15 protein-coding genes are annotated in these 12,376 nt (G+C 65.1%); 7 read left to right on the top strand and 8 right to left on the bottom strand.

The genetic code is table 11. From position 1 onward, the window contains the following. Positions 1–16 precede the first annotated feature (16 nt). From metA to ACO2Q5_RS17165, 4 genes are read left to right on the top strand one after another with little or no spacing between them, the layout of a single operon-like run. A complete protein-coding gene (metA, locus tag ACO2Q5_RS17180; protein ID WP_423293304.1) occupies positions 17–934 on the top strand; it encodes a homoserine O-acetyltransferase MetA in 918 nt (305 codons plus the stop codon). Then, a complete protein-coding gene (locus ACO2Q5_RS17175) occupies positions 909–1,859 on the top strand; it encodes an alpha/beta fold hydrolase (protein WP_423293302.1) in 951 nt (316 codons plus the stop codon). The genes metA and ACO2Q5_RS17175 overlap by 26 nt, the downstream gene beginning before the upstream one ends. Before the next feature lie 40 nt (positions 1,860–1,899). After that, complete coding sequence (gene ppk2 / locus ACO2Q5_RS17170; protein ID WP_423293300.1) at positions 1,900–2,775, top strand: polyphosphate kinase 2; 876 nt, start codon at positions 1,900–1,902, stop codon at positions 2,773–2,775. Continuing rightward, on the top strand, positions 2,772–3,383 hold the full coding sequence (locus tag ACO2Q5_RS17165) for a TetR/AcrR family transcriptional regulator (RefSeq protein WP_423293298.1): 612 nt from the start codon (positions 2,772–2,774) through the stop codon (positions 3,381–3,383). The genes ppk2 and ACO2Q5_RS17165 overlap by 4 nt, the downstream gene beginning before the upstream one ends. Before the next feature lie 186 nt (positions 3,384–3,569). Here ACO2Q5_RS17165 and ACO2Q5_RS17160 read toward each other — a convergent pair whose 3' ends face one another. The 5 genes from ACO2Q5_RS17160 to ACO2Q5_RS17140 form a co-directional block, all read right to left on the bottom strand. Continuing rightward, positions 3,570–4,643, bottom strand: a complete 1,074-nt coding sequence (locus tag ACO2Q5_RS17160) for an ABC transporter ATP-binding protein (RefSeq protein WP_423293379.1) — start codon at positions 4,641–4,643, stop codon at positions 3,570–3,572. A 23-nt stretch (positions 4,644–4,666) separates the two neighbouring features. Then, entirely contained in the window at positions 4,667–5,476 is an 810-nt protein-coding gene (locus tag ACO2Q5_RS17155) for an ABC transporter permease (protein WP_423293296.1), read from the bottom strand. Further along, the gene (locus tag ACO2Q5_RS17150) at positions 5,473–6,342 is read right to left on the bottom strand and encodes an ABC transporter permease (protein WP_423293294.1); all 870 of its coding nucleotides are present in this window, start codon (positions 6,340–6,342) and stop codon (positions 5,473–5,475) included. Before ACO2Q5_RS17150 ends, ACO2Q5_RS17155 begins: the two co-directional genes overlap by 4 nt. A gap of 162 nt (positions 6,343–6,504) precedes the next feature. Continuing rightward, positions 6,505–6,762, bottom strand: coding sequence for a hypothetical protein (locus tag ACO2Q5_RS17145; RefSeq protein WP_423293293.1), 258 nt, complete (start codon positions 6,760–6,762; stop codon positions 6,505–6,507). A gap of 191 nt (positions 6,763–6,953) precedes the next feature. Continuing rightward, positions 6,954–8,378: a PLP-dependent aminotransferase family protein gene (locus tag ACO2Q5_RS17140; protein ID WP_423293291.1), complete on the bottom strand. Its 1,425-nt coding sequence runs from the start codon at positions 8,376–8,378 to the stop codon at positions 6,954–6,956. Between the two features lie 65 nt (positions 8,379–8,443). On the opposite strand from ACO2Q5_RS17140, the gene ACO2Q5_RS17135 reads away from it, so the two are divergent. Beyond that, a complete protein-coding gene (locus ACO2Q5_RS17135; RefSeq protein ID WP_423293289.1) occupies positions 8,444–8,668 on the top strand; it encodes a DUF1127 domain-containing protein in 225 nt (74 codons plus the stop codon). A 46-nt stretch (positions 8,669–8,714) separates the two neighbouring features. On the opposite strand, the gene ACO2Q5_RS17130 is transcribed toward ACO2Q5_RS17135, so the two are convergent. The 3 genes from ACO2Q5_RS17130 to rplM form a co-directional block, all read right to left on the bottom strand. Further along, positions 8,715–9,251 (bottom strand): GNAT family N-acetyltransferase, encoded by a 537-nt coding sequence (locus ACO2Q5_RS17130; RefSeq protein WP_423293287.1) that lies wholly within the window; start codon positions 9,249–9,251, stop codon positions 8,715–8,717. Between the two features lie 128 nt (positions 9,252–9,379). Beyond that, positions 9,380–9,865, bottom strand: a complete 486-nt coding sequence (gene rpsI / locus ACO2Q5_RS17125; RefSeq protein ID WP_423293285.1) for a 30S ribosomal protein S9 — start codon at positions 9,863–9,865, stop codon at positions 9,380–9,382. Between the two features lie 3 nt (positions 9,866–9,868). After that, positions 9,869–10,333, bottom strand: coding sequence for a 50S ribosomal protein L13 (gene rplM, locus ACO2Q5_RS17120; RefSeq protein WP_423293283.1), 465 nt, complete (start codon positions 10,331–10,333; stop codon positions 9,869–9,871). A 210-nt stretch (positions 10,334–10,543) separates the two neighbouring features. On the opposite strand from rplM, the gene ACO2Q5_RS17115 reads away from it, so the two are divergent. Both ACO2Q5_RS17115 and ACO2Q5_RS17110 read left to right on the top strand, forming a co-directional pair. Then, positions 10,544–11,440, top strand: a complete 897-nt coding sequence (locus tag ACO2Q5_RS17115) for a PfkB family carbohydrate kinase (protein WP_423293281.1) — start codon at positions 10,544–10,546, stop codon at positions 11,438–11,440. Further along, positions 11,437–12,369 (top strand): pseudouridine-5'-phosphate glycosidase, encoded by a 933-nt coding sequence (locus tag ACO2Q5_RS17110; RefSeq protein WP_423293279.1) that lies wholly within the window; start codon positions 11,437–11,439, stop codon positions 12,367–12,369. The genes ACO2Q5_RS17115 and ACO2Q5_RS17110 overlap by 4 nt, the downstream gene beginning before the upstream one ends. Positions 12,370–12,376 lie beyond the last annotated feature (7 nt).

Here is a 12,376-nt window from a genome sequence, read left to right as displayed (position 1 = left end):
TTCAGGAACGCCAGACATGCCCATCACCCTGCCCTCGACCCTGCCCGCCTTCGACGTTCTCCGGAACGAGGGCGTCATGGTCATGTCGCCCGAACGGGCGGCGCGGCAGGACATCCGCCCGCTGCGGATCGGGCTTCTGAACCTGATGCCGAAAAAGATCCAGACCGAGAACCAGTTCGCCCGGCTGATCGGCGCCACGCCGTTGCAGATCGACCTGCATCTGATCCGGATGAGCGAGCATCAGACCAAGAACACCGCCGCCGCGCATATGGAAACCTTCTACCGCCCGTTTCAGGAGGTGAAGGATGAGAAGTTCGACGGCCTGATCATCACCGGCGCCCCCATTGAGCACCTGCCCTTCGAGGAGGTGACCTATTGGGACGAGCTGCGCGAGGTGATGGACTGGACCCAGACCAATGTGCAATCCACCTTCGGCGTCTGCTGGGGCGGCATGGCGATGATCTATCATTTCCATGGCGTGCAGAAGCATATGCTGGAGGCCAAGGCCTTTGGCTGCTTCCGGCACCGTAACCTGCAGCCGACCTCGCCCTATCTCCGCGGCTTCTCGGATGATTTCGTGATCCCGGTCAGCCGCTGGACCGAAATGCGCCAACCCGAGATCGACGCCGATCCGGGCCTGCGCACCCTTTTGGGCAGCGATGAGACCGGCCCCTGTCTGGTCGAGGATGAGGCGCACCGCGCGCTCTATATCTTCAACCATTTCGAATATGACAACGAGACGCTTAAGCAGGAATACGACCGCGACGTGGCCAATGGCATGCCGATCAACGTGCCGATGAACTACTATCCCGAGGATGATCCGTCGCGCCCGCCGGTGAACCGTTGGCGCAGCCATGCGCATCTGCTCTATGGCAACTGGATCAACGAAATTTATCAGACGACGCCCTATGACATCGCGCAGATTGGTGGCTAGCGGACTTCTGGGCGTGGCTGCGCTGGCCGGGCTAACCGGCTGGCGCGCCCATGCCCGCGGCGCGCGTGCGCTGCGCGACTATCCCCCCGAAGGGCAATTGCTGGCGGTGGATGGGCTGACCGTCCATGCGGTGGTGCGGGGCGAAGGGCCGGATCTGGTGCTGATCCACGGCGCCTCCGGCTCGTCCCGCGATTTCACCTTCTCGCTGGTGGACCGGCTGGCCGCGAATTACCGCGTCATCGCCTTCGACCGGCCGGGTCTGGGCCATTCCTCTCCGCTCCCCGACAATGATGCCTCGCTGACCGGTCAGGTGGCGGTCCTGAAAGCGGCGGCCGATCTGCTGGGCGCGCGGAACCCCCTGCTGGTCGGACAAAGCTATGGCGGCACGGTCGCCATGACATGGGCGCTGACGCATCCCGCCGCCGCGCTGGTCACCTTGGCAGCCCCGGCTTTGCCTTGGCCTGGCGCGCTGTCGCCGTGGTATCGCGCCACCGCCAGCGGTCTCGGCCGGGCGCTGCTGGTGCCGCTCGCCGCGGCCTGGGTGCCAGAAAGCTATGTCGAGGCGCAGGTGGCGGGCGTCTTCGCCCCGGATGTGCCGCCGCCCGGCTACCTGGCCCATCTGGGTGCCGATCTGACGCTGCGCCCCGCACAGCTGGCCGCCAATGCGGCGCAGATCAACAGCCTGCGCCCGCAGATCGTCGCGCTGGAACCGCGCTGGCCCGGCCTGACCCTCCCGGTCGAGATGGTGCATGGCACCGCCGATACGGTCGTGCCCCTGGACATCCATTCCCGCCCGCTGGCCCCGCGCCTGCCGCAGGCGACCCTGACGGTGATCGAAGGGGCCGGCCACATGCCACACCACACCCATCCCGAAACCGTGCTGGCTGCCATCCGCCGCGCCGCCGCCCGCGCCGGATTGCGGTAAGCCGCGGCTGCGGCCAATATGGCCCAAAGAGGAGACCCCGATGGACCTGCCCTTCGACGGCGCGATCAGCACATTCTTCCGGGAAACCTGCCCCAAGGCGATCCGCAAAGCCATTGAGCAGGACGACGGCAATGACATCCTGACCAAATCCTACCCTTATCGGGAGGAAATGAAGAAGAAAGACTATGAGGCCACGATGGAGGGGCTGCAGCGCCAGCTGGTGCGGATGCAGGCCGATATCAAGGCCACGGGAAAGCGGGTCGTGGTCCTGTTCGAAGGCCGCGATGCCGCAGGCAAAGGCGGCACCATCGCCGTGATGCGCGAAAACCTGAATCCCCGCGTGGCCAATGTGGTCGCCCTGCCCGCGCCGTCTGACCGGGAAAAGGGCCAGTGGTATTTCCAGCGCTATATCGACTGGCTGCCGGCGGCGGGGGAAATGGCCCTCTTCGACCGCAGCTGGTACAACCGCGGCGTGGTCGAAAAGGTCTTCGGCTTCTGCACCGAGGCGCAGCGCGAAAAGTTTTTCGACCAGCTGCCGCATTTCGAGGATATGCTCGTCAGCGAAGGCATCACTCTGGTGAAACTCTGGCTGGAGGTCGGACAGGCCGAACAGCTGAAACGCTTCCTCGACCGCGAACAGGACCCGCTGAAACAGTGGAAGCTCTCCTCCATCGACATCGAGGGGCTGGCGAAATGGGACGATTATACCGCCGCCATTGATGAGACGCTGGACCGCAGCCACCGCAAAAAGACGCCATGGACGGTGATCCTGTCCGATGACAAGAAACGCGCCCGCATCGCGGCAATCCAGACCGTGCTGCAGGCGGTGGACTTCAAGGGCCGCGACCTCGCGCTGATCGGCACGCCAGATGGAAAGATCTGCGGCGGGCCGGAGTTGCGGACGGGCAAGGCGTGAAACGCGGCTACCACCACGGCAATCTGCGGCAGGCGCTGGTCGAGGCCGCGCTGGAACTGATCGCCCAGAACGGACCGCAGGGTTTCACGCTCTCCGAAGCGGCCAAAACGGCCGAGGTCACCCCCGCCGCCGTCTACCGCCATTTCGCCGGGCGTGATGACCTGCTGGCCGAGGTGGCCCGGCAGGGGTTCGACATTTTCGCGGCGCTCCTGGAATATGCCTGGAACGACGGGCGCCCGACCGCGCTGGCCGGGTTCGAGGCGACAGGCCGCGCCTATCTGGCCTTCGCCCGCAAATATCCCGGCCATTATCAGGCGATGTTCGAAAGCGGGCTGATCCCGGGGAACCACCCCGATCTGGCCATGGTCGCGCAGAAATCCCGCGCCATCATGGAGCGCGCGGCGACGGGCCTCTCCGCAGCGCTTCCCGCGCATCGCCGCCCGCCGGCCAGCATGATCTCGGCCCATGTCTGGTCGCTCAGCCACGGGGTGGTGGAACTCTTCCTGCGCGGCAATGGCGGAAGCCTGCCCTACCTGCCCGAAGACCTTCTGGAAACCGGGGTGGGGATCTATCTGCGGGGGCTGGGCATCCTGCCGCCCGACAGATAGGGGGCGCTGCCCCCTCGGCCTGCGGCCTCACCCCCGGGATATTTTGACCAGTATGAAAGCCCTTTGCGATTTCATACTGGTCAAAATATCCCCGCCGGAGGCACTTTCGAGGCGGTTGGCCGCAGGCCAGAGCCGAGGCAAAGGGAGCGAGGCCGCGCTTCTGCGCGGCCTCTCAATCTTGCAGCCTCAGCGGAACAGGACCAGCGCATCGGGGCTCCAGGCCACTTCGACCTGCGTGCCCACGTCCAGCACCGGGCGGCCCGGCACGTTGCGCATCGAGAGCCGCACCTCGACGTCGGTATCGGCCAGATAGACATCGTAATAGGTCATGTCGCCGAAATAGATCACCTCGTCGATCTTGCCCGGCACGGTGCGTTCGCCCGTCGTCTGGCCGGGATAGACCAGCGTCAGGGTCTCGGGGCGCAGGCCGACCACCGGCGCCTCGCCCTTGGCGGGCGGCGCCTGATCGGGGGCCAGCGAGGCGCGGCCCAGACCCTTGGCATCCACCTCGATCCGGCCGCCCTCTTCTGACAGGATGGTGCAGGGAATGAAGTTCATCGTGCCGATGAAATCCGCCACCTTGCGGCTGTTCGGACGGCGGTAGAGCGTTTCGGGATCGGCCAGCTGGGCGATCTGGCCTTCGAACATCACGGCGATCCGGTCGGACATGACCAGCGCCTCTTCCTGATCATGGGTCACGAGGACGAAGGTGATGCCCACCTGACGCTGCAGGCGGATCAGCTCCACCTGCATATGTTCGCGCATCTTCTTGTCCAGCGCCGAGAGCGGCTCGTCCAGCAGAAGGACCTTGGGCTTCAGGATCAGCGCCCGGGCCAACGCCACCCGCTGCCGCTGCCCGCCCGAAAGCGCATGGGCCGCACGGGCGCCATAGCCCTTGAGGCCAACCATCTCCAGCGCCTCTTCGACCGCCTTGGCCTTCTCGGCCTTGGACATCGGGTCGCGCCGCAGGCCGAAGCCTACGTTTTCCGCCACGCTCATATGCGGGAAGATCGCGTAGCTCTGGAACACCATATTCGTGGGCCGCACATTGGCCGGGACATTCTTCATGTCCTTGCCGTCGATCAGCACGGCCCCGGAATCGATGCCCTCGAACCCGGCGATGGTGCGCAGGAGCGTGGTCTTGCCACAGCCCGAGGGCCCGAGGAGCGAGAAGAATTCCCCCGCCTTGATCGTGCCGTTGATCCCCCGCAGCGCGTGGTAATCGCCGTAATATTTCTGCACGTCCCGGAATTCGATCATGGTCTGGCGTTCGGCGGAAAAGGTCACAGGAAGCCTCCGGAAGCCTTGCCGCCGGCACGGGCCACGCCGCGGCGACGGTAATATTCGGCGATTGCGAGAAGAACGATGGAGAAGCCGACGAGGATGGTGCCAAGCGCCAGCATCGAGGGCACTTTCGCCGGAAAGCGGAACTGCCCGAAGATATAGACCGAAAGGATCGGTTTGCCCGAACCGAGGAAGTTCGCGATGATGAATTCGTCGATCGAGATGGTGAAGGTGATCAGGAAGGACGACAGGATCCCCGGCATCACAAGGGGCAGCACGATCAGGCGGAACGTGCTCCAGCCGTTTTCCCCCAGGTCCAGCGCCGCCTCTTCCAGCGATTTGTCCAGGCTCTGGAAGGCCGAGGTCAGGATCGCCACCGCAAAGGGCAGGCACATCAGCACATGGCCCATGATCACGGTGAAGATCGAGAGCGAGATCCCCATCGACAGCAGCACCACCAGCAGCGCCATGGCCACGATCATCTCAGGCAAGACCATGGGCAGGACGATGGTGCCCATGACGATGGCCTTGCCCGGCCAGGCGTAGCGCACCGAAGACCGGGCCGCGAAGATCCCCAGAACGGTGGACAGGACGGCGGTGGACAGCGCGATGGTCAGGCTGTTGGCCAGCGCGGTGCGCAGGTTCGGATCCTTCCACATCTCGCCGAACCACTGGGTGGTAAAGCCCGACAGCGGGAAAGAGACGATCTTGCTGTCGTTGAAGGCAAAGAGCGGCAGGATCAGGATCGGGCCGTATAGAAAGACCAGATACAGGATGGCATAGGCCAGCAGGACGGGGGATTTCTTCATTTTCGTCCCCCGAGGAAACGGCGGTTCCACAGGACGAAGACCACGCTGACCAACGCCACGATCATCATGGCGGCAACCGCGATGGCCGACCCCATGGCCTTGTTGTTCTTCTTCAGCATCTCGACTTCGATCAGATTGGCGATCATCGGGGTCTTGCCGCCGCCGATCAGCTCTGGCGTGACATAGTCGCCCACGGTCGGGATGAAGACGATCAGCACCGCCGCTATGACGCCCGGCATCGACAGCGGCAGCGTCACACGCAGGAAGGTCATGAACTTCGACTCGCCCAGATCCTGCCCCGCTTCCAGAAGCGAGCGGTCGACCTTTTCCAGGCTGACAAAGATCGGCAGCACCGCAAAGGGCGCATAGGCATGGCTCAGCGTGATCACGATGGAGGTCACGCCATTGGCCAGAATGTTCACCGGCTCGGACGCAAGGCCCACGCCCATCAGCATGCTGTCGACAATGCCGTCATACCCAAGGATCGTCCGCCAGAGCGAGACGCGGATGATGTAGCTGGTCCAGAACGGGATGGTGATCAGGAACAGCCACAGCGACTTTTTCGACGGAGCCACATGGAAGCTGACGTAATAGGCGATGGGATAGGCCAGCAGCACCGTGGTCGCCGTCACCAGAAGCGAGACGGTCAGCGACCGCAGCATGACCGCGCGGTAGATCGGATGGGTGAAGACCTCGGTGTAATTGTCCAGCGTGAACGGCAGGCCCACCTGCCCGCCCACCTTGGTCAGCACCGAATAGATCAGCACGGTGGCCAGTGGCGCCGCCAGCAGGAGTGCGGTGTACAGCCCCGGCGGCGCAACCAGCAGCCAGCCGGTCTTTGCCTCGGCAGAAACGGTTTTCGCCATTGCCCCCCCTGCGGTGCGCGGCTTTTTGTTTGATCAAACCCTGCCGCCGGTTTCGCGGCATTGCAAGCCAACATTTGCAGCAAAGCGCGGACAAAGGGCAGACGAAAAACGAAAGGGCGGCCAAGGCCGCCCCTTCTGCGCAACATACGGGCTGCCGGCCTGTCAGCCCGCGATCTTCTCAATCGCGATTGCCCGCTTTTTCAGCTCGTCAAACAATGTGGGCAGAATGCGGCGGCTGCCCACGGCCACGCGCAAGGCGTCGCTGAGGGTGCCCTCATCCATGCTGCCCGCCGCCACGCGCCAGACCATGTGCCGGGTTACCCCGTCATCATAGACGATCTCGGTCGCACCGCGGCGCTTGCGCCAGCCAAGGAAATCCGCCCCGCCATGGGGCGCGTGAAACGAAGTCTGGTGTCCCATTTTTTCAGGATCTCTGTCTGCTCTGTGGAATCAGACTGGCGCGTCATCCTGTCACGGGTCAATCGCGGGCCGTTAAAATTGCCGCGATCATGGCCGGAATGAGTCATTCAGGACACATATTCCGACGCTGGATCAAGGGGTTGACTATATTGCGCCGTGTTTGTGCCACAATTGGGACACAATCCTGACCCTCAGACCGAAAGCACCGCCGGCGGATGCGCCAGAAGCCGGACCAGACGGCGCAGGGCGGATTCGAACTCGGCCATCGGCAGGCTGCCCGGAATCGCCAGCCGCACCGCATTGGGCGCCCGCCCGCCCACCAGCGCATATTCATCGGCCGGACGGACCAGCACGCCCTCATCCTCGGCCATCCGCGTGAAGGTCGAGGCGCGCCAGCCCTGCGGCAGATGCAGCCAGACGAACGGCAGACCGGGCTGCCAGTCCAGATCGAAGGTGCCCAGAATATTGACCATGACCTGCAGCCGTTCGGCAAATTCGGCCTGCACCTTGGCCCGGATGCGCCCCGCTGCGCCCGACGTGAAAAGATGCAGGCACATGTCAGCCACCGGCTTTGACAGCGCGAAAAAGGCATATTGCGCCACCAGACGCCCCGCCTCTCCCATGCCGGCCGGACAGATCACATAACCAAAGCGCAGCGCGGCCGAGACGGTCTTGGACAGGCTGCCCACCATCCAGACCCGCTCGGGCGCTAGGGCGCGAAGGCTGGGAATGTCGCTTTCCGCGACGGAATAGCAGTCATCCTCAAGGATTTGCAGATCGAAGGCGCGGGCAATTTCCGCAATGCGCATGCGCCGCTCCACCGGCATGCGGCCGGTGGTGGGGTTCTGCGCCTCGGTCGTCAGGCACAGGATCTGCGGCCCGTGGCGGCGGCAGGCGGCCTCCAGCGCCTCGGGCACGATGCCGTGGCGGTCCAGCTCGATCCCGATGACGTCGGCCCGGGCCGAGCGGGCGGCATAGCGGAAGCCGGGATAGGCCAGTTCCTCCAGCAGAACGACCGGGCGTTCGCCGCGCAACACGCAGTCAAAGATCAGGCTGACGGCATTCTGCCCGCCATGGGTCAGTGCCACATCCTCGGGGCCGATGGGGCCAAGGATGCGGTCGCCCACCCAGCTGACGATTTCGCGCCGCAGGGGCAGTTCGCTGGTCTGGCTGGTATAGTCGAGCCAGTTTTCCCCGGTCGTCTGGGCCATTTCCAGCAGCGCGGCGCGAAAGGCCTCGGTCTGGCCGGCTTCGGGCACCTGCGGCGGACGCAGATTGGCGAAGCGTTCTGTTCCGGATTGTACCCGCTCAACGTAAAGGGGTTGTGTCGGTCCCAGCCGCGGTTGAGTCGCCGCAACAAAAGTACCACGGCCGACGGTGGCCTCCAGCAATCCTTCCTGCGTGGCCAATTGATAGGCACGTGCCACAGTGCCCGGCGTAAGATGCAGGCGCCATGCCAAATCGCGTACGGTCGGCAATTGAGTGCCTTGCGGCAAATCCCCCGCCCGGATGGCGTCGCGCAGCGCACGCGACAGGCCCAGATATTTTGGACCGGGAAAGTCACTCAGATCAGGCGTCCAACTTGTATCCGGCACAATGTATCTCTGGCGACTCATTCAGGGGATTTGTTACAAGCTGCATACACGAAGCAGAGAATTGTATCAACACAAAGGAGGGGCCGATGCCCCGTCACGTTCAGACCCAGGAGTTCGCCCGCCCCCTCTCTCCGGCCCTGCCGCCCGTCTCGCGCCTGCTGATCGGCCTTGCGCTGACTCTGGCCCGCTGGGACACCCGCCTGCGCAGCCGCAATGCGCTGTCCAATCTGGACGGTCATCTGCTGCGCGACATCGGCCTGACCGACATGAGCCGCCGCAGCGAATGTGACAAACCTTTCTGGCGCGGCTGATCCGGCACAGCCGGTGCGCTATACGCTCCCCTGAGCCTGGGGCCGGTCATCCGGCCCCTTTTTTCATTCCGCCTCCGGCGGGACGCATGAACCGCTGCTCCATCACCTCGGTGCCCCATTGCGCGCCGGACGTTTCCTCCTCCAGCACGAAACCATGTGCCTCATAGAGGTGCCGCGCCGCTGCGAGGCCGCGGAAGGTCCAGAGCCGGGTCGCGTCGAACCCTGCCGCATCGACAAATTCCATGGCACGCTGCAACAGCGCCCGGCCCGCGCCGCTGCCCCGCAGATCGTCCGACAGGATGAACCAGCGCAGATGGGCAACATTCCCGCCCAGATCCTCGCCGTCGATGGCAACCGATCCGGCAATGCGTCCCTGATGCAGCGCCAGCCAGATCCGGTTCCGCGGCGCATCCAGCCGGTCGCAAAATCCGGCAAGTCCCGCCGCCACCACGGATTCGAACTTTTGCCCGAAGCCGGAACTGCGGGCGTAATAGTCGGCATGAAGGCCTGTCACTGCCGCGATCAGTCCCGTGCGGTAGCTTTCTGTGATCTCAAGCCCTGGTGCTGCGGCACCTTCCGTCATGGCATCCCCCGGATCTGTGGCCTGTCAGACTAGGGGGCCGTGGTGCGCCGGGTCAACCGGGACGGGACGGCGCAAAAGCAAAAGGCGCGGGACAATGCCCGCGCCTTCTGTATCGGTATCGAAACGGATCAGCGCTTCGAGAACTGGAAGGACCGGCGGGCCTTGGCCTTACCGTATTTCTTCCGTTCGACGACGCGCGAGTCACGGGTCAGGAAGCCCGCGGCTTTCAGCGCACCGCGCAGGGCGGGTTCATAAAGCTGCAGCGCCTTCGAGATGCCGTGCTTCACCGCGCCCGCCTGGCCCGACAGACCGCCGCCCGAAACGGTGGCGTAGACGTCGAACTGGCCTTCCACATTGGCGATGGTGAAGGGCTGCTTCAGGATCATCTGCAGAACGGGACGCGCGAAATAGGCGTTGATGTCCTTGCCGTTGACCACAACCTTGCCGGTGCCGGGCTTGACCCAGACGCGGGCAACCGCATCCTTGCGCTTGCCGGTGGCATAGGAGCGGCCCAGCTTGTCGCGCACGGGGGCACGGGGGGCGGCTTCGGCGGCAACCGGGGCAGCATTGCCCACGGCGGCCTTCAGATCGTCGAGAGACTTGATGTCGGCCATGGTTTACGCGCTCCGGGTGTTCTTCGGGTTCAGCGGCTTCACGTCCAGGACGGTGGGCTGCTGCGCTTCATGCGGATGGGCGGCCCCGGCGTAAACGCGCAGGTTCGACATCTGCTGACGGCCAAGGCGGTTGCGGGTGATCATCCGCTCGACAGCCTTTTCCACCACACGCTCGGGGTGCTTGCCTTCCAGGATCTGGCGCGCGGTGCGCTGCTTGATCCCGCCGGGGTGGCCGGTGTGCCAGTAATAGACCTTGTCATCGCGCTTCTTGCCGGTCATCTGCACCTTGTCGGCGTTGATGACGATGACATTGTCACCCATGTCCATGTGGGGGGTGAAGGTCGGCTTGTTCTTGCCGCGCAGGATATTGGCGACGATCGTGGCGAGGCGGCCCAGAACGACGCCCTCGGCGTCGATCAGGATCCACTTCTTCTCGATGTCCGCCGGGGTAGCGGTGAAGGTTTTCATCGGGTGTCCATCGTGGATTCGGGCGAGGGTTGCCCCCCGCGAATTCGGATGGCGGCTTCTCGCAGAAAGCCGTGCAGCGGTCAAGGGCGACAGGAAAGTATTCATCAAGCGAAATCAGTACGTTAATAAATATGGTATCAAAATACCCCATACCTTTGCGGGTTCCAACTCCCCCTTGTGCGGCGCGCGCGGCCTTGCGACAAGCGCAGCATGACACAGGCACCCGACATCCTCTGCATCGGTTCGGTTCTCTGGGATATCATCGGCCGGTCGCCGGCGGTGATGCGGCAGGGGTCCGACGTGCCGGGCCGCATCACCCGGCTGCCGGGCGGTGTGGCCATGAACATCGCCATGACGCTGGCCCGCTTCGGCCTGCGCCCGGCAGTGCTGACCGCCATCGGACGCGATGAGGAAGGCGAAGAGCTGGTGACAGCCTGCGAACGCCTTGGGGTGTCGACCGCCTTTGCCTACCGCTCCGATGATCTGCCGACCGACCGTTACATGGCGGTCGAGGGCGCGAACGGGCTGATCGCGGCCATCGCCGATGCCCATTCGCTGGAGGCCGCGGGCGAGAAGATCCTGACGCCTTTGGCCGACGGACGGCTCAGCCGGGCGGACCGCCCATGGACCGGCCCCGTCGCGCTGGACGGCAATTTGACCGAGGCGCTCTTGTCGGTGATCGCCGCCTCACCCCTGTTCGCAGAGGCCGACCTGCGGGTCGCGCCCGCCAGCCCCGGCAAGGCCGAACGGCTGCGCCCGCTGCTGACCTGCCCGCAGGCCACGCTCTATGTGAACCTTGAAGAGGCCAACCTTCTGGCCAAATCCGACGCCGCCACCGCCACCGATGCGGCCGAGGCGCTGCTCGCGCGTGGCACGCAGCGGGTGCTGGTCACCGACGGTGGTCGCACCGCCGCCTGTGGCCGCCGCGGCGAAGGCGTGATCGGTGCCGCCCCTCCCCGCGTCCTTGTCACCCGGGTGACCGGCGCGGGCGATACTTTCATGGCCGCCCATCTGGTGGCCGAACGCAGCGGCAAGCCGCGCGAGGCCGCGCTTCAGGCCGCGCTTCACGCCGCCGCCGCCTATGTTTCCGGAGATATCCCGTCATGACGACCCCTGCCCTGCCCTTGGTCTTTTCCCCCGAGGTCCAAGAGGCCCGCCGCCTGAACCGCCCGCTGGTGGCACTGGAATCCACCATCATCACCCATGGCATGCCCTATCCGCAAAATGTGGAGACCGCCCGCCGGGTGGAGGCGGCCGTGCGCGAGGCAGGGGCCGTCCCCGCCACCATCGCGCTGATGGACGGGCGCATCCACATCGGCCTGACCGAGGAGGAACTTGACCGGCTGGCACAGGCGAAGGACGTGGCCAAGATCTCGCGCGCGGATTTCGCAGCCTGCCTCGTCCGCGGCGGTTACGGTGCGACGACCGTGGCGGCCACGATGATCGCGGCGCATCTGGCCGGGATCGGCGTCTTCGCCACCGGCGGCATCGGCGGCGTCCACCGCGGGGCGGAAGCCAGCTTCGACATCTCGGCCGACCTGCCGGAACTGGCGCAGACCGCGGTCACCGTGGTGGCGGCGGGCGCAAAGGCGATCCTCGACCTGCCGAAGACGCTGGAATATCTGGAAACGCAGGGCGTGCCGGTCATCGCCTATGGGCAGGACGAATTCCCCGCCTTCTGGTCGCGCAGCTCCGGCCTGAAGGCGCCCCTGCGGATGGACAACGCGGCCGAGATCGCCGCCGCCCATCTGATGCGCGCACGGCTAGGCCTGCCCGGCGGCCAGCTGGTGGCGAATCCCATTCCCGCGGCACATGAAATCCCGCGCGAAGAGATCATGCCCCATGTCGAGGCCGCGCTGGCCGAAGTGGACGCGGGCGGCGTCTCTGCCAAGGCGGTGACGCCCTTCCTGCTGCAGCGCCTGTTCGAACTGACCGAGGGCCAGTCGCTGGTCGCCAACATCGAGCTGGTGCTGTCCAATGCCCGGCTGGCTGCGGCGATTGCCCGGGAACTGATCAGCGCACAGGCCGCGGCCTGAGGCCGCG

The organism is Neotabrizicola sp. VNH66, from assembly GCF_049445895.1.
In the GTDB taxonomy this organism is placed as follows: Bacteria; Pseudomonadota; Alphaproteobacteria; order Rhodobacterales; family Rhodobacteraceae; genus Pseudogemmobacter.
The sequence above is the reverse complement of the archived record's forward strand: the minus strand, read 5'-3'. Positions and strand labels throughout refer to the sequence as shown.

Coding starts and splice junctions, on each gene's coding strand:
- metA (WP_423293304.1), top strand. CDS start 17: ATGCCCATCACCCTGCCCTCGACCCTGCCCGCCTTCGACGTTCTCCGG.
- ACO2Q5_RS17175 (WP_423293302.1), top strand. CDS start 909: ATGACATCGCGCAGATTGGTGGCTAGCGGACTTCTGGGCGTGGCTGCG.
- ppk2 (WP_423293300.1), top strand. CDS start 1,900: ATGGACCTGCCCTTCGACGGCGCGATCAGCACATTCTTCCGGGAAACC.
- ACO2Q5_RS17160 (WP_423293379.1), bottom strand. CDS start 4,643: ATGATCGAATTCCGGGACGTGCAGAAATATTACGGCGATTACCACGCG.
- ACO2Q5_RS17155 (WP_423293296.1), bottom strand. CDS start 5,476: ATGAAGAAATCCCCCGTCCTGCTGGCCTATGCCATCCTGTATCTGGTC.
- ACO2Q5_RS17150 (WP_423293294.1), bottom strand. CDS start 6,342: ATGGCGAAAACCGTTTCTGCCGAGGCAAAGACCGGCTGGCTGCTGGTT.
- ACO2Q5_RS17145 (WP_423293293.1), bottom strand. CDS start 6,762: ATGGGACACCAGACTTCGTTTCACGCGCCCCATGGCGGGGCGGATTTC.
- ACO2Q5_RS17140 (WP_423293291.1), bottom strand. CDS start 8,378: ATGAGTCGCCAGAGATACATTGTGCCGGATACAAGTTGGACGCCTGAT.
- ACO2Q5_RS17135 (WP_423293289.1), top strand. CDS start 8,444: ATGCCCCGTCACGTTCAGACCCAGGAGTTCGCCCGCCCCCTCTCTCCG.
- ACO2Q5_RS17130 (WP_423293287.1), bottom strand. CDS start 9,251: ATGACGGAAGGTGCCGCAGCACCAGGGCTTGAGATCACAGAAAGCTAC.
- rpsI (WP_423293285.1), bottom strand. CDS start 9,865: ATGGCCGACATCAAGTCTCTCGACGATCTGAAGGCCGCCGTGGGCAAT.
- rplM (WP_423293283.1), bottom strand. CDS start 10,333: ATGAAAACCTTCACCGCTACCCCGGCGGACATCGAGAAGAAGTGGATC.
- ACO2Q5_RS17115 (WP_423293281.1), top strand. CDS start 10,544: ATGACACAGGCACCCGACATCCTCTGCATCGGTTCGGTTCTCTGGGAT.
- ACO2Q5_RS17110 (WP_423293279.1), top strand. CDS start 11,437: ATGACGACCCCTGCCCTGCCCTTGGTCTTTTCCCCCGAGGTCCAAGAG.